The sequence below is a fragment of the Streptacidiphilus melanogenes genome, from assembly GCF_000787835.1.
Classification (GTDB): Bacteria; Actinomycetota; Actinomycetes; order Streptomycetales; family Streptomycetaceae; genus Streptacidiphilus; species Streptacidiphilus melanogenes.
The window spans coordinates 17,696-36,623 of the sequence record NZ_BBPP01000035.1; the positions used below are offsets into that span (position 1 = coordinate 17,696).

At 72.6% G+C, this 18,928-nt stretch carries 22 protein-coding genes; 12 read left to right on the forward strand and 10 right to left on the reverse strand.

Features of this window, described 5'->3' with window-relative positions:
* The first annotated feature begins 326 nt into the window (after nt 1-326).
* Together TR49_RS28930 and TR49_RS28935 are read left to right on the forward strand one after the other, a co-directional pair.
* Nucleotides 327-1,829: a glutamate-cysteine ligase family protein gene (locus TR49_RS28930; protein ID WP_042386889.1), complete on the forward strand. Its 1,503-nt coding sequence runs from the start codon at nt 327-329 to the stop codon at nt 1,827-1,829.
* 136 nt (nt 1,830-1,965) lie between these two features.
* Complete coding sequence (locus tag TR49_RS28935) at nt 1,966-2,760, forward strand: CPBP family intramembrane glutamic endopeptidase (RefSeq protein ID WP_042386891.1); 795 nt, start codon at nt 1,966-1,968, stop codon at nt 2,758-2,760.
* A 16-nt stretch (nt 2,761-2,776) separates the two neighbouring features.
* Here TR49_RS28935 and TR49_RS28940 read toward each other — a convergent pair whose 3' ends face one another.
* The 3 genes from TR49_RS28940 to TR49_RS28950 are packed head-to-tail and all read right to left on the reverse strand — an operon-like array spanning nt 2,777 to nt 5,419.
* Complete coding sequence (locus TR49_RS28940) at nt 2,777-3,616, reverse strand: PhzF family phenazine biosynthesis protein (RefSeq protein ID WP_042386894.1); 840 nt, start codon at nt 3,614-3,616, stop codon at nt 2,777-2,779.
* A 52-nt stretch (nt 3,617-3,668) separates the two neighbouring features.
* Nucleotides 3,669-4,913: an MFS transporter gene (locus TR49_RS28945; protein WP_042386895.1), complete on the reverse strand. Its 1,245-nt coding sequence runs from the start codon at nt 4,911-4,913 to the stop codon at nt 3,669-3,671.
* Nucleotides 4,904-5,419 carry a MarR family winged helix-turn-helix transcriptional regulator gene (locus tag TR49_RS28950; protein ID WP_042386896.1) on the reverse strand — a complete coding sequence of 172 codons (516 nt, stop codon included), beginning with the start codon at nt 5,417-5,419 and terminating at the stop codon, nt 4,904-4,906. The genes TR49_RS28945 and TR49_RS28950 overlap by 10 nt, the downstream gene beginning before the upstream one ends.
* A gap of 111 nt (nt 5,420-5,530) precedes the next feature.
* Between TR49_RS28950 and TR49_RS28955 the strand changes: the two genes are divergently transcribed.
* Nucleotides 5,531-6,652 carry a LacI family DNA-binding transcriptional regulator gene (locus TR49_RS28955; RefSeq protein ID WP_236653574.1) on the forward strand — a complete coding sequence of 374 codons (1,122 nt, stop codon included), beginning with the start codon at nt 5,531-5,533 and terminating at the stop codon, nt 6,650-6,652.
* A gap of 52 nt (nt 6,653-6,704) precedes the next feature.
* Here the strand turns inward: TR49_RS28955 and TR49_RS41815 are convergent, their stop codons facing one another.
* A complete protein-coding gene (locus TR49_RS41815) occupies nt 6,705-7,385 on the reverse strand; it encodes a DUF4232 domain-containing protein (RefSeq protein ID WP_160311651.1) in 681 nt (226 codons plus the stop codon).
* Nucleotides 7,386-7,636: 251 nt separating this feature from the next.
* Between TR49_RS41815 and TR49_RS41820 the strand changes: the two genes are divergently transcribed.
* Nucleotides 7,637-8,299 (forward strand): PadR family transcriptional regulator, encoded by a 663-nt coding sequence (locus TR49_RS41820; protein ID WP_084725568.1) that lies wholly within the window; start codon nt 7,637-7,639, stop codon nt 8,297-8,299.
* Here TR49_RS41820 and TR49_RS28975 read toward each other — a convergent pair.
* Nucleotides 8,235-8,738 (reverse strand): HAD domain-containing protein, encoded by a 504-nt coding sequence (locus tag TR49_RS28975; protein ID WP_063770200.1) that lies wholly within the window; start codon nt 8,736-8,738, stop codon nt 8,235-8,237. The genes TR49_RS41820 and TR49_RS28975 overlap by 65 nt on opposite strands.
* 518 nt (nt 8,739-9,256) lie before the next feature.
* Between TR49_RS28975 and TR49_RS28980 the strand changes: the two genes are divergently transcribed.
* Complete coding sequence (locus TR49_RS28980) at nt 9,257-9,775, forward strand: Clp protease N-terminal domain-containing protein (protein ID WP_160311652.1); 519 nt, start codon at nt 9,257-9,259, stop codon at nt 9,773-9,775.
* Nucleotides 9,776-9,909: 134 nt separating this feature from the next.
* Here the strand turns inward: TR49_RS28980 and TR49_RS28985 are convergent, their stop codons facing one another.
* Nucleotides 9,910-10,113 (reverse strand): antitoxin, encoded by a 204-nt coding sequence (locus TR49_RS28985; protein WP_042386903.1) that lies wholly within the window; start codon nt 10,111-10,113, stop codon nt 9,910-9,912.
* Between the two features lie 105 nt (nt 10,114-10,218).
* On the opposite strand from TR49_RS28985, the gene TR49_RS28990 reads away from it, so the two are divergent.
* Together TR49_RS28990 and TR49_RS28995 are read left to right on the forward strand one after the other, a co-directional pair.
* Complete coding sequence (locus TR49_RS28990) at nt 10,219-10,425, forward strand: hypothetical protein (protein ID WP_042386971.1); 207 nt, start codon at nt 10,219-10,221, stop codon at nt 10,423-10,425.
* A gap of 134 nt (nt 10,426-10,559) precedes the next feature.
* Nucleotides 10,560-11,117, forward strand: a complete 558-nt coding sequence (locus TR49_RS28995; RefSeq protein WP_042386905.1) for an EF-hand domain-containing protein — start codon at nt 10,560-10,562, stop codon at nt 11,115-11,117.
* 42 nt (nt 11,118-11,159) lie between these two features.
* On the opposite strand, the gene TR49_RS29000 is transcribed toward TR49_RS28995, so the two are convergent.
* The gene (locus tag TR49_RS29000; RefSeq protein WP_042386906.1) at nt 11,160-12,383 is read right to left on the reverse strand and encodes a saccharopine dehydrogenase family protein; all 1,224 of its coding nucleotides are present in this window, start codon (nt 12,381-12,383) and stop codon (nt 11,160-11,162) included.
* A 133-nt stretch (nt 12,384-12,516) separates the two neighbouring features.
* On the opposite strand from TR49_RS29000, the gene TR49_RS29005 reads away from it, so the two are divergent.
* Complete coding sequence (locus TR49_RS29005; RefSeq protein ID WP_042386908.1) at nt 12,517-13,236, forward strand: TetR/AcrR family transcriptional regulator; 720 nt, start codon at nt 12,517-12,519, stop codon at nt 13,234-13,236.
* Here TR49_RS29005 and TR49_RS29010 read toward each other — a convergent pair.
* Nucleotides 13,227-13,568, reverse strand: coding sequence for a hypothetical protein (locus tag TR49_RS29010; protein WP_042386909.1), 342 nt, complete (start codon nt 13,566-13,568; stop codon nt 13,227-13,229). The two genes, TR49_RS29005 and TR49_RS29010, sit on opposite strands and share 10 nt — an antisense overlap.
* Before the next feature lie 89 nt (nt 13,569-13,657).
* On the opposite strand from TR49_RS29010, the gene TR49_RS43145 reads away from it, so the two are divergent.
* Complete coding sequence (locus TR49_RS43145; RefSeq protein WP_152627508.1) at nt 13,658-13,888, forward strand: hypothetical protein; 231 nt, start codon at nt 13,658-13,660, stop codon at nt 13,886-13,888.
* A gap of 7 nt (nt 13,889-13,895) precedes the next feature.
* On the opposite strand, the gene TR49_RS29015 is transcribed toward TR49_RS43145, so the two are convergent.
* A complete protein-coding gene (locus tag TR49_RS29015; protein ID WP_042386911.1) occupies nt 13,896-15,311 on the reverse strand; it encodes a sugar porter family MFS transporter in 1,416 nt (471 codons plus the stop codon).
* Between the two features lie 153 nt (nt 15,312-15,464).
* Nucleotides 15,465-16,097, reverse strand: a complete 633-nt coding sequence (locus tag TR49_RS29020; RefSeq protein ID WP_042386913.1) for an FMN-binding negative transcriptional regulator — start codon at nt 16,095-16,097, stop codon at nt 15,465-15,467.
* A 79-nt stretch (nt 16,098-16,176) separates the two neighbouring features.
* Here TR49_RS29020 and TR49_RS29025 point away from each other — a divergent pair, with 79 nt between their 5' ends.
* The 3 genes from TR49_RS29025 (at nt 16,177) to paaB (ending at nt 18,923) form a co-directional block, all read left to right on the forward strand.
* Nucleotides 16,177-17,526 carry an aminotransferase class I/II-fold pyridoxal phosphate-dependent enzyme gene (locus tag TR49_RS29025; RefSeq protein ID WP_042386914.1) on the forward strand — a complete coding sequence of 450 codons (1,350 nt, stop codon included), beginning with the start codon at nt 16,177-16,179 and terminating at the stop codon, nt 17,524-17,526.
* A gap of 102 nt (nt 17,527-17,628) precedes the next feature.
* Nucleotides 17,629-18,621, forward strand: a complete 993-nt coding sequence (gene paaA, locus TR49_RS29030; protein ID WP_042386916.1) for a 1,2-phenylacetyl-CoA epoxidase subunit PaaA — start codon at nt 17,629-17,631, stop codon at nt 18,619-18,621.
* Nucleotides 18,618-18,923, forward strand: coding sequence for a 1,2-phenylacetyl-CoA epoxidase subunit PaaB (gene paaB, locus TR49_RS29035; protein ID WP_042386917.1), 306 nt, complete (start codon nt 18,618-18,620; stop codon nt 18,921-18,923). The genes paaA and paaB overlap by 4 nt, the downstream gene beginning before the upstream one ends.
* The last annotated feature ends 5 nt before the right edge of the window (nt 18,924-18,928 follow it).

Below are 18,928 nucleotides of genomic sequence, written 5' to 3' on the forward strand. Positions count from 1 at the left end.
AATGAGCGTGCGGAGCGAGACGCAGCGCGCAGGCTGAGGGCCCGCGCGGTGCGGGTGACAGCAGATCGTGAGGCAGGGCAGGCCTCTGGGGCCGGGCGTCCCGGCGGCATCGGGCCATGCGTACCTGTATCTCGCGATTCTATATGAACGGGTGCACGGCGTGACTCTTCTACTACGCTGCGTGCACGCCCGCAAGGGAGATTTCGGGCAGTTCGTATACCAGGCGCCGTTTTGGCACATGCCTTTTCGCGCATGTGGTCGGAGTGTCGATCACCCCTTCGGGGCATGCTCCCCGATACCGCCGATCGAGGGAGGGATGGGCGCCCATGGGGGAGAAGGTGGTCGTCGCCGGCTCAGACCTGGCAGACCGTCAGCTCTACCGGCACAAACTGCGCCAGTGCGTGGACGCGTTGGAGAGACTCCTCGCCGAGGAGCGCTTCGACCGACCCCGGGCGATGATGGGCCTGGAGATCGAGATCAACCTCGCCGACGAGGCGGGGCTGCCTGCCATGCGCAACGAGGCCGTCCTGGAGGAGATCGCGAGTGGGGACTTCCAGACCGAGCTCGGTCGGTTCAACATCGAGGTCAACATCGCCCCGCACCGGCTCGGCGGGCGCGTCTTCGAGGAGCTGCGCGAGGAGCTCGCGGTCGGCCTCGCCTACGCAGACCGGCGTGCCCAGCGCGCCGGGGCGCGGATCGTCACGGTCGGCATCCTGCCGACGCTGACCGTCGACCACGCCGTCCTGGACAACATCTCCGCAGGTGACCGCTACCGGCTGCTGAACGACCGCATCCTGGCCGCGCGCGGGGAGGACATCAACCTCGACATCGACGGGGTCGAACGGCTGCGGGTCGACGCGGTCTCCATCGTCGCCGAGGCCGCCTGCACCTCGCTCCAGCTGCACCTGCAGGTGACGCCGCGGCGCTTCGCCAAGCTGTGGAACGCGGCGCAGGCGCTGACCGGCGTGCAGCTCGCGCTGGGGGCGAACGCGCCGTTCCTGTTCGGGCGGGAGCTGTGGCGGGAGACCCGCCCGGTCCTGTTCGAGCAGGCCTGCGACACCCGTCCCGCGGAGCTCAAGGCGCAGGGCGTGCGGCCGATCACCTGGTTCGGCGAGCGCTGGATCGACTCGGTCACCGATCTCTTCGAGGAGAACCTGCGCTACTTCCCATCGCTGCTGCCGATCTGCGACGAGGAGGACCCGCTCAAGACGCTCGCTGCCGGAGGCGTCCCCACCTTGCGTGAGCTGCGGCTGCACAACGGGACGATCTACCGCTGGAACCGTCCCGTGTACGACGTCGCCGACGGCGTCCCGCACCTGCGCGTGGAGAACCGGGCCCTGCCGGCCGGTCCGACCGTGGTGGACACCCTCGCCAACGCCGCCTTCTACTACGGGCTGGTGCGCACCCTCGCCGACCAGCCGCGTCCGGTCTGGCAGCGGATGTCGTTCGAACTGGCCACCGAGAACTTCCACGCCGGGGCCCGGCACGGCATCGACGCCGAGCTGTGGTGGCCGCGTGGCGGTGGACGCCGGGGCGGGGGCGTGGTGCGGGTCCCGGCGCGGGAGCTGGTGCAGCGGGAGCTCTTGCCGATGGCTTATCAGGGCCTTGACGCCTGGGGTGTCGACGCGGTCGACCGGGACCGGTACCTCGGGATCATCGAGGGCCGGTGCCGCACCGGGATCAACGGTGCGGCATGGCAGAGCGCGGTCTTCCATGACCAGATGGCACGGCACGGCCTCGACCGCGGCCCCGCGCTGCAGGCGATGACGCGCCGCTACATGGAGCTGTCGCGGGCGGGCGAGCCGGTGCACACCTGGCCGCTGCGGTGAGGCGGCCCGACGGGAGACGGGCGGGGTGAGTGCGGCAGGTGAGGCGATGGTGAGAGGCGGCGGCTGACACAGCCCGCTGTGCGATGATCGGGCCAACCCACCCGATCATCGCCACCACCGTCGTCGGAGTCATCCCGTGAGCAGCACCGAGACGCTCCCCACCCTCCCGCAGCCGGTCCGCCTGACCCGCCGCCTGCTCGGTCAGGAGCTGTTGATCGTCCTCGGCCTCTCGCTCGGCGCGAGCGGCGTCTCCGCGGTGATCAGCTTCGTCGGCTCCCTGACCGCGCACAAGTCGCTCGAGTCGCAGCAGGCGACCCTGAACGGCTCGATCACGCCCGGCCGTCCCTGGCTGGACCTCACCTGGCACCTGTTCGACATCGCGACCGCGCTGGTGCCGGTCTTCCTCGTCGCCTACCTGCTGCTGCGAGAGGGCTCGTCCCTGCGCGCCTTCGGCTTCGACCTCTCGCAGAAGTGGCGCGACCTCGGCAAGGGCGCGGTCGTGGCCGCCGTCATCGGCGGCTCCGGTCTGGCCCTGTACCTGGGGGCGCGCGCCTCCGGCGCGAACCTCACCGTCGTGCCGAGCGGCCTGCCGGACGTCTGGTGGCGCATCCCCGTGCTGATCCTCTCCGCCGCGCAGAACGCCGTGGTCGAGGAGGTCATCGTGGTCGGCTACATGCTGCGCCGGCTGAACCAGCTGGGCTGGTCCTGGCCGGCCATGGTCGCGGCCAGCGCGCTGCTGCGCGGTTCCTACCACCTCTACCAGGGCGTCGGCGGCTTCGTCGGCAACGTGGTGATGGGCGTCATCTTCTGCTACCTGTACCGGCGCTGGGGTCGGGTCGCGCCGCTGGCGATCGCGCACACGCTGATCGACACGGTCGCCTTCGTGGGCTTCGTGCTGCTGGCGGGTCACGTCAGCTGGCTGCCGACGTGACCCGGCTCGGCGCGCGTCAGGGCCGGGCGGCCTCGCTCAGCGTGCCGTCGAGCACGGTGACCGCCCTGCCGGTGAGCAGCACCCGGTCGCCCTCCAGGTGCAGCCTGATCGTCCCGCCGCGTCGGGACACCTGACGGCCGACGAGGGTGTCGCGGTTCAGGTGTGCGGCCCACAGGGGCGTGAGCGCGGTGTGCGCGCTGCCCGTCACCGGGTCCTCGCCGACGTCGACGCCGGTGCCGAACCAGCGTGAGACGAAGTCGTAGCCGCTCGCCTCCGGATCGTCGGCGCGGGCGGTGACGATGACGCCGCGCGGGATGCCGACGTCGACCAGCGCCGCCAGGCGGGTGTGGTCGGGGCGCAGTGCGCGCACCGAGGCCTCGTCGATGAACTCGAGCATCAGGTCGCCGAGCGCGCCGGTCTCCCACACGCCGATCCACGCGTCCGAGCCGAGCGCCTCCGCGAGCGCCTGGGGAGCGCGGCCCGGCTTGGGCGGGTTCGCGGGGAAGTCGAGGGTGATGCCGCCGTCCGCGGCGATCCGCGCGCGCAGCGGCCCGCTGTGGGAGTCGAACACCGCCTCCCCGCCGACCGCGACCAGGCCGTCGGCGGCCAGCGCGTGGGCGGCCGCCAGCGTCGCGTGCCCGCACAGGTCCACCTCGACGGCGGGCGTGAACCAGCGGATCGCCCACCGGCCCGCCTCGACGGGGCGCACGAACGCGGTCTCCGACAGGTTCATCTCCGTGCCCAGCCGCGCCATCCAGCCCTCGTCCGGCCACGGCCCCTGCGGCAGCAGGCAGACGGCGGCGGGGTTGCCCGCGAAGGGGGCGTCGGTGAACGCGTCGATGATCCTGATTCGCATGCCGGGAGCCTATCGAGCGCAGCCGGTGCGCCTTTCGGTGTCAGGCCCCGCGTCAGGCCTCCGCAGCGACGGAGGCGCTGGAGGCTCCGCGCAGGGCCGGGGTGGCGACGGCCACCGCGGCGACCGCGGCGACGCAGAGCAGGCCGCCGCTGACGAGGGAGAACGTCCCCGACGTCGCCTCGGCGAGCAGGCCACCGCGGAGGTTGCCCAGCTCCGGACCGGCCTGACCGACCAACTGCTCGGCGGCCGAGACCCGCCCGAGCAGCCCGGGCGGCGTGTGCAGCTGGATGATCGTGCTGCGCGACACCACCGAGACGGTGTCCGCCGCTCCGGCCAGCACCAGGCAGCCGAGGCCCGCCCAGGCCCCGGGGACGGTGCCGAAGAGGATCAGCGCGCCGCCCCAGGCCGCCGAGCCCGCCGGCATCACCACCCCGGGCCGCGGCAGGCGCGTGAACGTCCCGGAGAGCGCGGACGCGCCGACGCCGCCCACCGCGATCGCGGTCAGGAAGAGGCCGAGGGTGCGCGGGGCGCCGCCGAACCGTTCGGCGTTCACCAGGGGGAACAGGCTGATCGGGAACGACAGCAGGGTCGCCGCCAGGTCCGTCAGCAGCGCGCCGCGGACCACCGGCGTGCGGACCAGGAACGCCAGCCCGTCCGCCACGCCGCGCAGCCCAGGCCGCGCGGGCGTCTCGCCGGGCGGCAGCAGCGGCAGGCCGAAGGCGCCGTAGAGGGAGGCCGCGAAGGTGAGCGCGTCGACGAGGTAGCAGGCGCCGACCCCGAAGCCGCCGACGACCAGGCCGCCGAGCGCCGGTCCCAGCAGCATCGCGGCCTGCCCGGCGATCCGCTTCAGCGCCAGCCCGGCCGCGAGCTCCCCGGGCGGCAGCAGCACCGGCAGGAACGTCCGCGAGGCGGGACCGCTGCCGGCGCTGAAGCAGGACTGCACCGCGACCAACCCCAGCACGCCGGCTGTGGGGAAGGTGCCCAGCCCTCCCTGCGCCGCGAGCAGGAACGAGCAGACCGCCTGCGCGGCGGTGGTCAGCAGGTAGAAGCGGCGGCGCTCCACCCGATCGACGAGCGACCCCGTGAACATCCCGAGGGCGACCAGCGGCAGTGCCTGCGCCAGACCGACCGCACCGGTCCACGCCGTGCTGCCGGTCTGCTGCCATACCTGGGCCATCACGGCGATGAGCGTCATCTGCCCGCCCAGGGCGGAGAACGCCTGTCCGAGCCAGAGCCGCCGGAACCGCGGCGAGGACCGTATCGGCCCGGTGTCCAGCAGCGCGAGGCTCATCCCCATGCCGGGTCCTCGGCGAGCTTCGCCGCGATGCGGTCGTGGAAGCTGCGGCGCGCCAGCGCCTCCTGGAGATCCGCGACCACGCGGGAGAGCGGGTAGGGGATCTCCGCCTCCAGCTCCGCCAGGGCCGCCTCGGTGGCCCGCCACTCGGCGGCCAGCCGGCCGACGACGGCGCGGCCCTGCTCGGTCAGCGCGACCTTCTTGCTCCGTGCGTCGTCGCCGGGCACGGTCTCGACCCACCCGGCCGCGCGCATCGCGGCGACCTTCTGGCTGAGCGCGGAGTGGGTCCGCTGGACGGACTCCGCGAGCTCGGTGATGGTCATCGGCCCGCGGGCGTGCAGGCGCAGCAGTTCCATGACGAAGCTGGGCTTGAGGCCCTCGATCCGGTGGTCCTCGTAGAGGCGGCCGATGTCGGCGTCCATTTCGGCCTGGAGCAGTCGCAGGGGGCGCCACAGACTCTGCTCGCTCGGGTCGTCGGGGAGCGGTGAGGCGGGGTGGGGAGTCGTCATGCGGGGATTGTAACAGCGCTTATATAAGTGCTGTCATGTTTTCCCTGGCATGTTTCTCGTCGTCATGTTCGTCCGCGGGGTTCGGGGAGAATGGGCGGCGGTCGGACCGGGGTGGCGGTTCAGGTCGGCGACGGCGAGGGGACGGCGGCAGGCATGGCGGACGAACGCGGTGACACCGGTGGCACGGGTCCGGTGACGCTCCAGGACCTCGCCCGGGAGCTCGGCCTGCACGTCTCGACCGTCTCCCGCGTGCTGAACGGCTCCACCGGGGCGGGCGCCCGGGCCGCGGCCCCGCAGACGGCGCAGCGCATCCGCGAGTTGGCCGACCGGCTCGGCTACCGTCCCGACCCTTACGCCGCCAGTCTGCGGACCCGCCGCAGCAACCTCCTCGGGGTGCTCTTCCCGCGCCTGTCCGAGATCGTGGTGGCCACCATCTACGAGGGCATCGAGGAGGAGGCCGCGGAGCACGGCCTGTCCGTCTTCGTCACCAACACCCGCGACGACCCGGACACCCAGCGGCAGCGCATCGCGATGGTGCTCGGACGCCGGGTCGACGGCGTGGTCATCGGCGACGCGCATCTCGACGGCGCCGCGCTGGACCACCCGATGCTGCGCGGCACCCCGTACGTCCTGGTCAACCGCCACGCCGGCGCCGAGCACCCGGCCGTCACCTGCGACGACCTGCTCGGCGGCCGGCTCGCCGCCGAGCGGCTGCTCGCGCTCGGCCACCGCGACGTGGCCGTCGTGGCCGGCGAGTCCTTCGCCAGCACCGGCGCGGACCGGGCACGCGGCTTCGCGGACCGCTACCGCGAGGCCGGTCTGCCCCTGCCCGCCCACCGCGTCCGCCCCTGCCGGTTCGACACCGCGGGCGGCCGCGAGGCCGCGACCGCCCTGCTCGGCGGGCCCGGCCCGCGGCCCACCGCTCTCTTCGCCGTCAACGACCTCGCCGCCATCGGCGCGATGGGCGCGGCCCGCGACCTCGGCCTGCGTCTGGGCGAGGACCTGGCCCTGGTCGGCTACAACGACACCCCGGTCGCCGCGGAGCTGCCGGTCGCCCTGACCACGGTCCGCTCGCCGATGGCGGAGCAGGGCCGCGTCGCCGTCCGCGAGCTGCTGCGCACCATCTCCGGCGGTAGGGCCGAGTCCCGGCTGCTCCGCCCGGAGCTCGTCGTCCGCGCCTCCTGCGGCGGACCCGTCGGGCCCTCACTCGCGTCCGCCCCCGCCCGTTCCTGACGACTCGTCCAGGCCCCGCCCACGCCACGGCGGGGCGCGGAGCTGACCGTCGTCAGTGCGCGGAGGGGAGGCTGCCGAAGTCGCCGGAGGTCACCGGGTTGATCTCGAGGCTTGAGCAGATGCCCTGGCGGCCCATCCGGGGCCGGCTCAGGAGGACCGTGTTCGTGGTGCCCGGCGCGGTGACCTCGAAGACCCCGGTGCCCGCCGGGTAGCAGCCGTGGCCCTCGTTCAGGCGCCACTCGACCACGGCGTAGGCGGTCCCACCGGGGTGCAGGGTGACCAGCGGCGGGCTGCTCAGCGGCGGCTGGTCACCTCTGAAGCCGTTCAGCACACGGGTCGCGTCGATCACCGTCCCGCTGTCCGCGATCGCCACGCCCGGATAGCCCCGCAGGGTGCACGCGTGCCCGCCGACGTCCTTGAAGACCACCGCTGACGCCTGGAGCGGCTGGCCCATACCTCCGTATCCCCAGCTGGTCAGCAGATCGCCGTTCCCGCAGGGCGCAGGACCTTTGGCGACCGCAGGCGCGGCGACGCTCGGCCTGCCGGGCGACGGCGATGCCATGGTCACGGTCGGTGACGCGGTGGGTGCGGCGGCAGGGCTGTGCGTCGCCTGCCCTGCCGGTCCGGTGGCCGCGTCGGCGGAGCTGTGGGCGCCGCCGGTGCAGCCGGCCAGTGCCGTGCAGGTGACGGCCAGCAGAGCCGCGCCGGAGACGAACGTACGGGTGACAGCCACGGCGGTGCCTTTCGCGCGGAACGGAGCGGACACCGGTGCGCTGCCCGCACAGGCAAGCACGCGGCGCCGGGGGCTGTCGGTTGCCGAGCGCGTGTAACAGGTGGCGCTACGTGATGGTCGAGGGAATGCCATGTTCCGTTGCCGAACGGTCTTGCTCGACGACAGTTACCGATATATCGTTGATGCATCGAGATAGTCGCAAGACTGTCGGCGATGTACGTTTCATCCATGTCTCACGAAGGAGTTCGATCATGCGAACCCGACACCACTTCGATCCGAGGAACAACAACGGAAGGACCCCTGGTCGGCCCGCGTTCGGCGAGTTCGGCCCGCCCGGGTTCGGGGGGCCGGGAGGACCGGGGCCGTTCGGGCCCGGGTTCGGGCCCTGGGGGCACAAGGGCCGCGGCGGCCGCGGGCGAGGCCCCGGTGGCCGGGCGCGGCGCGGGGATGTTCGCGCGTCGCTGCTCGCGCTGCTCAAGGAGCGCCCGATGCACGGCTACGAGATGATCCGCGAGATCGCGGAGCGCTCCGGCGGCAGCTGGCGGCCGAGCCCCGGTTCGGTCTACCCCACGCTGCAGATGCTCGACGAGGAGGGCCTGATCACCAGTGAGGAGAGCGGCGGCAAGAAGCTGTTCTCGCTCACCGAGGCCGGCCGCGCCGAGGCCGAGCAGGGGCCGGAGGCTCCCTGGGAGGAGGCCGGACAGGGCGAACACTGGGAGACCATCCGGGAGTTCGGCCGGGCCGGCGGCGCGGTCAAGGACGCCCTGCGCCAGGTCGTGATGACCGGCACGCCCGAGCAGCGGGCCAAGGCGCTGGCCGTCCTCGCGGACACGCGCAAGCGGCTCTACCTCATCCTGGCCGACGCGGACTCGGAGCCGACTCCGACGGACGCGGCCCCGGAGGACCGGAGCTGACGCGCGCGGCCCGCGGTGGCCGTGACAGCAGCCGGTCCACGTGGCGACGGCGCAGGCCCTGCCCCGGCTCGACCGGCAACAACAGCACATCGCTGCGGTCCGCGTAGCGGCGCAGCAGGCGCGGCGGGATCAGGTCGTCCACCCAGGCGAACGGCCGTCCCGCCGCGTGCCGCATGATCGGCGCGAAATCCCCTTCCGGTGCACCGGAGTTGACGCCCCCGCAGGCGACCCACGGCAGGTCGGGGAGCCCGAGCAGCGGCGCGATGCACCGGTTGGCCCACGCCTCCCAGGTGCTCGCCCACGCCAGTTCGTAGACCTCGGACAGCTCCCGCAGCCATCCGCCGTGCGCCGAACTCAGCAGCACCTCGCTGCGCAGCAGCCGATGCCGCGTGTAACCGCTGCCCGGCCGTGGACAGACGGGGTTCAGCACGCCGTCCACGTCGAGGTAGAGCAGCGGCTTGGCAGGCGGGGGTGCGGAGGTCAGCTGACGGCTCCTGGGTCGCTTCGGAGTGCTGGGATCGGTGGCTCGTCCGTGGTGCGCGGAACGGGTGATGACTCCGTGACATGTTCGACGGCCCGGAGGCCGAGGAGGTTGCAGCCGGACGGGATTGCCGACGGGGAGCGCACGCCTGCGGACACTCCTGCGCGCCCCGTGGCACGCGCCCCACACGCCCCGAGCGTCGACCCTGGTCAGCCGTCCGGGGTGGCGCGGGGTGGCGCGCGGGTGGCGCGTCCGCCTGGCCTGGCGATGGGAAGATCGTATCTGTGGGTTGACGAATGGTCACCCTGCGCAGCAGACTTCCCGGGCGGCCCCTCATCGGACCACGCCCCGGATCCCGCCCGATCGCTGGATCCGACCTGAGCTGCGCACCAACTGCTGCAACGGCCCGTTCCGGCCGTTCGAGGCCCCTCGCCGGGCCGTGTCGTCCTTCCGCTCGACCTCGTGGTGGAGACCTGTTGCGTCCAGAACCCCTCCGCGCCGCCGTGACCTCGGCGTTCGCGCACCGGGAGGAACCCGCCCTCGTCGGCACGCTCGCCGTGGTGGCGGCGCGCGCCCGACGGCGAGCGCTGCGCGCGGGGGACCCGGAGGTCGACACCGGCCACCTGCTGCACGCGCTGCTGGAGACCGACGACTCCACGCTGGGCGTTGCGGCGCCGCTGCCGATGCAGGCGACGCGGCTCATGGGATATCTGGTCCAGCGCAGCATCGGCTTCGGGCGGCTGTGGCGCGTCGGCGAGGGGGTCGCCGACCGCGAGCGCGAGCGTTCGGCGGGGCTGGCCTGGAGCGCGACCGCCGCGGGCGCGCTCGGGCGCGCGGCGCGAGGCACCGGCGGGTCGGTGCTCGATCTGCTGCGCGAGCTGGCCACGGTCGCGGACTCCCGGGCGGCGGAGATCCTGCGGGGTGCGGGGATCGACCCCTCGGCGGTGGTCCAGCGCTGCTCCACGCAGGGCGCGGAACGCGCGGGCAACTGGTAGGGCAGCTGGTGACGGGTCACTCGTAGGCGAGCAACAGCCGCGGGCCGGCGCCGTCGGAAGGCCGGCCGGGGAACGACGGAGCCCCGCCGCCTCGGGTCGTAGGACCGCGAGGCGGCGGGGCTCCGCCGTGGCCGTCAGGTTGGCTGGCCGCCGTCCGCCGGGGGCGTCTGGTCGTCGACGCCGAGTTGCTCCTTGGCCTGGTCCTGGGCCTTGTCGACCTGGCTGGCGTACTTGCCGCCGGTCTTGTCGTCGATCAGGTCGCCGGCTTTGTCCACGCCCTTCGAGGCCTGGCTCTCGTGGCCCTTGAGCATGCCTTTGACCTTGTCGAGAACGCTCATGGTGGAAACACTCCTCCCGGATGTGCGGTCCTCCCACCTTGCGACGGGCGGGAGGCCCCCGCCACTCGGGTGGCGGTGCGACCAGGTGCGACGCACCCTGTGCTCATGAGCGAAACAGAGCCTCCGGTGCAGGTCGGACCGTATGCGGACGACCACCAGTACCGGCTGATCTCCTTCTACGGAGCGCATCACGTCCCGATGTCGCGGCGTGAGTTCGAGGAACGGATGGAGGAGGACTATCCGGGCGAGGATCCGTACGACAGCGAGCTGGTCTCCTGGTTCGATCATCCCGGGCAGTGGCCGGGGGAGTGACGCGGTTCGCCTGACCCGATCCGTCTGAAATCCGGGTGGCGGCCGACGCGCGTCCGCTACCCTGTCCGTGTTCAGACAAAGCCTCACCGTCTTCAGGCAAAGGCAGCTGACGGACCGACAGCGAAGGACGCAGCGTGAGCCAGGACTTCCTCGACGCCAAGATCGGCTGGGGCTTCGACCACCTCGACGCCGACGGGGACGGGTGTCTCACCGAGGCGGACCACCGGATCATGGGCCGCTCCGTGGCGGCCTCCCTCGGGCATCCGGCCGGTGGGGCGGAGGAGGCCCGGATCGTCGACGCCTACCTCGCGATCTGGCGCGACCTCCACGCGCCGCACCTGCCCGACGGCGTGGACGCCATCACACGCGCGCAGTTCGTCGGCTCGACCGGAATGCTGGCCGACCAGCCGGACGCCGCGCGGGTGCTGCTCGGCGGGCTTGCCTTCGCCTTCCTGGCCATCGCCGACGAGAACGGCGACGGCCGGGTCGACCCCGAGGAGTACTTCCTCTTCCAGCGCGGCCACTTCGCCGGCTTCACCCGCGAGCAGGCGGGCGAGGCCTTCGCGAAGCTGGACCGCGACGGCGACGGAAGCCTGGACACCGACGAGTTCGTCGCCGCCATCGTGGAGTTCTGGACCAGCACCGACCCGGCCGCGCCGGGCAACTGGTGGGCGGGCGAGCCCCGCTTCTGAGGGCCCGCCCGAACCGTTCGCGGCGACCGCCGCGTCAGTGGCTCACTGCTCGCGCAGGCCCCACGGGGAGCCGTACTCGTTCAGCAGGTCCAGGAACGGGCGGGGCGGGAACGCCTCCGGGCCGAGCACACCCTGCCCCGACCAGACGCCGGCCGCCAGCAGCTCCAGGGCGACGACCGGGTTGATCGCCGTCTGCCAGACCACCGCCTGCGAGCCGTACTCGCGCATCGACCACTGGTTGTCGACCACGTGGTAGAGGTACACCTCGCGCGGGGCGCCGTCCTTGGTGCCCTTGACCCAGGTGCCGGCGCAGGTCTTGCCGTGCATGAGCTCGCCGAGCGTCGCCGGGTCCGGCAGCGCCGCGGCGACCACGTCGCGCGGGGAGATCTCGACCGTTCCCTGCGAGGAGCGGACGGCGAGGGGCTCGGTGCGGTCCAGGCCCAGGGCGTGCAGCGTCTTGAGCTTGGCGATGAAGTCCTCGCCGAGCCCGTACTTGAAGGTGACCCGCTTCGCCTCCACCCAGCGCGGGACCAGCAGCACCTCCTCGTGCTCGACGTTGACGCACTCCACCGGGCCGATGCCCTCGGGGAAGTCGAAGACCTCCGGCTCGCTGAACGGCGGCGTGGTGAACCAGCCCCGGTCCGCCTCGTAGACCACGGGCGGGTTCAGGCACTCCTCGATGGTGGTCCAGATGCTGAACGAGGGCGCGAACTCGTAGCCGTCGACGGTCAGGTTGGCGCCGTCGCGGATGCCGATCTCCTCGATCTCGTCGAAGAGCTCGTCGGCGGCGTAGCGGGCGAAGACGTCGGACAGGCCCGGCTCCACGCCGATGCCGACCAGGGCGAGCCGGCCGGCCTTCTCCCACGCCTCGGCGCGGGCGAACTGCTCGTCGCCCAGCTTGACGCCGGTGAGCGCGTGGGGCTGGTCCGGGTGCGGGCGGGACAGGGACATCGCCATGTCGAGGTAGTGCGCGTCGGCGGCGAGCGCCGCCTCGAACAGCGGCATCACGAAGCGCGGGTCGGTCGCGTTGAGCAGCACCTCGCAGCGCTCGGCGCGCAGCAGCGCGGCGACGGCCTCCTGGTCGCTCGCGTCGACGCGAGCGGCACTGAAGCGCTCCGCCTGGTCGGGGCCGAGAGCGGCGACCGCCGCCTCGGCGCGGGCGAGGTCGTAGTCGGCGACGACCATGTGGCGGAGGAAGGGACGGCGGGCGGCGATCCGCGTGATCGCGGTGCCGACGCCTCCGGCGCCGACGAGCAGCACACGCATGAGGGACTCCTCGGTGGTTCGGGCGTGCAGGGAACAGGGCGGTTGAGCGGCCGCTGACCTGATGAAACGCCGCCGCGCCGACAAACGTCAACCGCGTTGGCGTAAGGGCGGCGGCTTTGGCTAGGCTGGCGGCATGGCGAAGAACGCGGTCCCCGAGGAAGAGCGGCGCAGGCGCCGCCCCACCAAGCAGGGAACGGTGCTGACCCACGACCTGATCGTGGACACCGCGCTGCGGATGCTGCGCGAGCACGGCGCCCAGGGCTTCACGGCGCGCCGCCTCGGCCTCGCGCTGGGTGCGGACGCCAGTGCGCTCTACCGCTACTTCGCGGGCCTCGACGAACTCACCCGCGCGATCGCGGACGCGCTGATGCAGCGCGCCATGACGGGCTGGACCCCGGGCGGCGAATGGCGCGCCGACCTGCGCGACCTGGGCCTGCGGATCCACGCGGCCTACCTCGCCCACCCCCAGGCGGCCGTCCTCGCGGCGAGCCGCGTCAGCGGCCGCGCTCACGAGATCGCCGCCGACGAGGCCATCCTCGGCGTCCTGCGCCGGGCCGGCTTCGCGGACCCCGCGGCGGTCCGGATCTACCACGTCTTCGTCGACCAGGCCCTCGCCTTCGCGGCCCTGGACGCGGCCTCCCTGGCCCTCCCGGCGGACGCCCGCGAGGCGGACGAGGCGGTCTGGGACGCGACCTACGCCCGGCTGCCGGCCGAGACCCACCCCAACATCGCCGCCACGTCCCGGCTCCTCGCCGAACGCATGAACGCGAGCGCCTACCCCGCGGCCCTGGACCTCCTGCTCTCCGCGGCGGCGGCGGAGCGCGCTGCCACAGAGGCCCCGACTCAGCCCTGAGCCGGGGCCTGGTCGACCGTGTCGGCGGGGGTTTCGCCGAGGGCCTGCCGGAGTTCGCGCTGGGCCGCGTCGAGGTGGCGCCGGGCCACGGCCAGGCGGTCGGTGTCCGGCTCGTTGAGGTGCCAGCCGATTTCGTGCAGGGCTTCGACGACGCCGGCGAGGGCACGCAGCGCCGGACCGTTCGCGGCCATTGTCGTGCGGTCGGTGTTGAGCAGCAGCCAGTTCGACCCGGCGACGAGGTTGGTGAGGTAGATGCGCCGCCGCAGCGGCTCCTCGTCCTCGGGGGTGTCGTGGTGTTCGATTTCCTTGCTGCGGTGTGCGTCGTCGGTCATGACAGCACACCCTAGATCGATCCCGCCACCGGGCGGTGATCTTCTGCGTTCGCCCTTTCCGCGCAGGCGATTTGACGCACACTTGGGACATGGCGCAGACGACTCCGGACCCGGGCAAACCGTACGGCGGCCTGTGGACGCCACCTGAGAAGTACCTCGCGCCCGGTTGCAAGGGAGTGGAGCCGGGCGAGTCGCACACCTGCGCGGTCGGAGTCCGCGTGATCGGCGGCAAGCTGCACGGCTGTGAGCACGAGTGCCACGACGTGGAGGTGGCCCGGCTCAAGGACATCTCCCGCCGCTTCGGGGAGATCATCACCTGAACCGGCCTCAGCCCATCTCCTCCAGGGCCTTGCCCTTGGTCTCGCGGATGCAGAAGTAGACGAACGGGATCGACAGCAGCGCGAAGCAGGCGTAGATCACGTACGTCGCCGACAGGTTCCAGTCCGCCATGGTCGGGAAGCTCACCGTGACGAGCCAGTTGGCGAGCCACTGCGCGGACGCGGCCACCGAGAGGGCCAGTGCGCGGATCTTGTTGGGGAACATCTCGCCCAGCAGGACCCAGACCACCACGCCCCAGGAGAAGGCGAAGCAGAGCACGTAGAGGTGCGCGGCGACCAGCGCGACCGTCGCCTGTGTGTCGGCCAGGTACGCGGACGTGCCCGTGCCGACGCGGTAGGAGAAGGCCCAGGCGGCCATGCCCAGCGTCACCGCCATGCCGGCCGAGCCGACCAGCGCGAGCGGGCGGCGTCCGACGCGGTCGACCAGGACCACGGCGATCACCGTGCCCACGATGTTGACCAGTGAGGTGGACACCGAGATCAGCAGCGAGTTGCTCGCGTTGATGCCGACCGACTGCCACAGCAGCGACGAGTAGTAGAAGATCACGTTGATGCCGACGAACTGCTGGAACACCGAGGCGCCGATGCCGATCCAGACGATCGTCTGGAGCCCGAAGCGGCCGCCCAGCAGGTCCTTCAGCCGTGGTTTGTGCTCGGTCGCCATGACGTGCTGGATCTCGTTGATCCGGGCGTCGATGTCGACGCCGGGCGCCTCGACGTCGGTCAGCACCTTCTTGGCGCGCGGCAGGTCGCCGGAGGCGATCAGGTAGCGCGGGGACTCCGGGATGGCGAGCGACAGCAGGCCGTAGATGAGGGCCGGGATAGTCTCCGCGCCGAGCATCCACTGCCATGCCTGGATGCCGGCCAGATGGTCGTTGGGGTTGCCGCCGGCCGCCTGGTTCAGCGCGTAGTTGACGAGCTGTGAGATGAAGATGCCCAGCACGATCGCCGCCTGCTGGAACGAGGCCAGCCGCCCGCGCACGGCCGGCGGCGCGACCTCGGCGATGTAGGCGGGGGCGACCACGGACGCGATGCCGATGGCGATGCCGCCGACCACGCGCCAGGCGCCGAGGGCCACGATGTCCGGCGGGAACATGGTGCCGAGCCCGCTCGCGAAGAACAGGACGGCCGCCAGCTGCATCACCCTGATGCGACCGAGGTGGTCGGCCAGCCACCCGGCGCTGACGGCGCCGGCCGCCGAGCCGAGCAGCGCTGCCGAGACCACCAGCGAGGTCTCGCCGTTGCCGACGCCGAAGTGGTGTTGGATGCCGGTCACCGCGCCGTTGATGACGGCGCTGTCGTAGCCGAAGAGGAACCCGCCCATGGCGGCTGCCGCGGCGATGAAGACGACGTGCCCGAGATGGCCTTCGGCGGCGGCGGTCGAGGTCGGTCGCGTGTTGGACAGTGGGGGGCTCCCGAGGTGCGCGGCGCGGTGATGGTCCGTCTGGGCAGCCTAGGGAGCAGGGATGGAGATCCGGGGCAGGCGGAGCCCGCCCCGGTACGACAATCACCCGGCCGGCCCAGCCGCTCCCCCCGTGCGGCCGGGCCGGACGGGAGCTCAGTCGCGCCCCTCGCGTTCCAGGCGCGCCGCGACGGCGGCGTCCTGGGGGAGGGCGCGGTCGCGCAGGCCCTCCCGGACGCGGGCGACGAGGGCGTCGTCCTTGTGGTCGTCGTACTTGGCCTTCGCGCGCACCTCCTCGACGTCCAGGCGCAGGAACCGGATGGAGGAGAGCATCCGGCCGAAGGGCGGCTCGCCGGGCACGATCGGGCCCGCCGCCGACCGGGGCTGGAAGCGGGCGTACTGACGGCTCATCAGCGCCGCCTTCTCAGCCGGGTCGTCGATCACCGTCCCGGTGCCGAGCAGGTGCACCGAGGTGTAGTAGCTGGTCGGCACGCCATGGTCGGGGTCGGTCTCGGGGGCGGCCCGCCAGGTCCCGGGGACGAACGCGTAGTCGTCGGTGACGGCGAGGGTCAGCCGCGGGTCGGCGTCGAGCGCCTCCCAGAAGGGGTTCGGCCGGGCGAGGTGGAGGACGACCTGGTCGCCGCCCTCCTGCGTGTACAGGAAGTGGGTGGGGACCAGGAGGGGAGGGCCGCCGTCCACGCCGTTCGCGGCCAGGGTGCCGAAGTCGCGGGCCGCCAGCCACGGCCGCCAGGCGGACTCGTCGGCGAGGTCCCACGGATGGATCAGCATGGCGGCTCTCCCTGGCGGTGCGGAGTGGCTGGGCGGTGAGGAGTGGTGCGCGAGTTTGAACTAGTGCATAATTTCCTTTGTGCTAGGAGATTATCGGATCACGGCACGGCGTGCCAATGACATCGCGGCGGAGATCGAGACGCTGGTGGCCGACGGCGCACTCACGCCGGGCGCCGCGCTGCCGCCGCTGCGCGATCTCGCCGTCGAGCTCGGCGTGAACCCGAACACCGTCGCGGCCGCCTACCGCATGCTGCGCGAACGCGGCGTCATCGAGACGGCGGGACGTCGTGGCAGTCGCGTGCTGCCGCGTCCCGCGCTCACGCCGCGCGACTACGCGGCCCTGGAGGTCCCCGAGGGCGTGCGCGACCTCGCCGACGGCAACCCCGACGCCCGGCTGCTGCCCGATCCCGCGCCCGCCCTCGCCGCCGCGGGTCGCGGCCCGGATCCGGCGGCGGGACGGTACGGCGGGCCGGAGCTCGATCCGGGACTGCTCGCCGTCGCGCGCCGGTCCCTCGCGGAAGACGGGGTGCCCGTCGACGCCGTCGGCGTCGCCTCGGGCGCGCTGGACGCGCAGGAGCGGATCTTCCAGGCGTGGTTGCGGCCGGGCGACGCGGTGGCGGTGGAGGACCCCGGCTGGGGCAGCCTCTTCGACCTGCTGCCGGCCCTCGGGCTCAGGCTCCAGCCGATGCCGGTCGACGACGAGGGCCCCACGGTGGACGGCCTGCGCGCGGCGCTGGCGGCCGGCGTCCGCGCGGTCGTGGTCACCGTGCGCGCCCAGAACCCGACCGGGGCGGTGGTCGGCGCGGAGCGGGCGTCGCAGTTGCGAGCGGTGCTCGCGGAACACCCGGACGTGCTGCTGGTCGAGGACGACCACGGGCACGGGATCGTCGACCAGCCGTACCCCGCGCTGTGCGTCGAGCCGGGGCGCGAGGGGTCCGTCGTGCGGCACTGGGCCGTGGTGCGGTCGGTCGCGAAGTCCCTCGGCCCGGACCTGCGGGTCGCCGTCTTCGCCGGGGACCGGGAGACGGTCGACCGCGTCCGCGGACGCCAGCGGCTCGGTGCGGGCTGGGTCAGTCACCTGCTCCAGCGCACCGCCGCCGCGCTGTGGGAGGCGTTCGACCCGGCCCCGACCGCCGCCTCCTACCGTGCCCGGCGTGAGGCTCTGCTCTCGGGCCTGGCCCGCCACGGCATCGCTGCGCACGGCCGCAGCGGACTCTACGTCTGGATCCCCGTCGCGGACGAGACGTCGGCGGTCGCCGGTCTGCTGCAGCGCGGGTGGGCCGTGTCTCCGGGGGCGCGGTATCGCCTGCAGACCGGCCCCGGCCTGCGACTCACCGTCTCCGGGCTGGATCTGGAGGACTGCCCGCGCCTGGTGGACGACGTCGCCGCGGTGCTCCGGCGCCGGTCGGCGACGGCGCGCGGAGCCTAAGCCCCCAGCGACCCCGCCGGGTGGGGCGGGGCTTCGGCTCTTGTGTACCCGACCGACCGTTCGGTAGCCTGAAGGCACCACGGACCCGGAGGGGTGGCTGCCATGACCGTTACCGACGGCGCGGGCGGGTCGGACAGCGCGACCGCACTGCCCGAGCTCTCCGCGCATTTCGACGCGACGATCGCGCACGACCAGCGCATCGAGCCGCGCGACTGGATGCCCGAGGGCTACCGCGCCACGCTGGTGCGGCAGATCGCCCAGCACGCGCACTCCGAGATCATCGGCATGCAGCCGGAGGGGGAGTGGATCACCAAAGCCCCCTCCCTGCGCCGTAAGGCGATCCTCTTCGCCAAGGTGCAGGACGAGGCCGGCCACGGTCTCTACCTCTACTCCGCCGCCGAGACCCTCGGCATCGACCGAACCGAGCTGACCGAGCGGCTGCTCGCCGGGCGGCAGAAGTACTCCTCGATCTTCAACTACCCGACCCTGAGCTTCGCCGACGTCGGCGTCATCGGGTGGTTCGTCGACGGCGCCGCCATCTGCAACCAGGTGCCGCTGTGCCGCTCCAGCTTCGGGCCCTACGCCCGCGCGATGGTGCGGATCTGCAAGGAGGAGTCCTTCCACCAGCGCCAGGGCTACGAGCTGCTGCTGACGATGATGCGCGGCACCGAGGCCCAGCGTGCCCAGGTGCAGGACGCCGTGGACCGCTGGTGGTGGCCGTCGCTGATGATGTTCGGCCCGCCGGACGACGACTCGCCCAACAGCGCGCAGTCCATGGCCTGGAAGATCAAGCGCCACAGCAACGACGAACTGCGGCAGCGCTTCGTCGACATGACCGTCCCTCAGGCCGAGCGTCTGGGCGTCACGCTGCCCGACCCGGAGCTGCGCTGGAACGAGGAGCGCGGCCGCCACGACTTCGGCACCCCTGACTTCGCCGAGCTGATGCGGGTCATCAAGGGCGACGGTCCGTGCAACGCGCAGCGGATGGAGCGGCGCACCAAGGCCCACGAGGACGGCGCCTGGGTCCGCGAGGCCGCCGCGGCACACGCGGCCAAGAACCACGCACGTCCTGAAAAGGAAGGAACGGCGGCATGAGCACCGAAGCGCCGCGCGGCAGCGCGGGTTGGCCCCTGTACGAGGTGTTCGTGCGCGGCAAGCGCGGCCTCAACCACGTGCACGTCGGCTCGCTGCACGCGGCCGACGAGCGGATGGCCCTGACCAACGCCCGCGACCTGTACACCCGCCGCAACGAGGGCGTCAGCATCTGGGTGGTCCGCTCCGACGCGATCACCGCCTCCACGCCGGACGAGAAGGACCCGTTCTTCTCCCCGAGCGGCGACAAGGTCTATCGCCACCCGACCTTCTACGCCATCCCCGACGACGTCCCGCACATCTAGTAGGA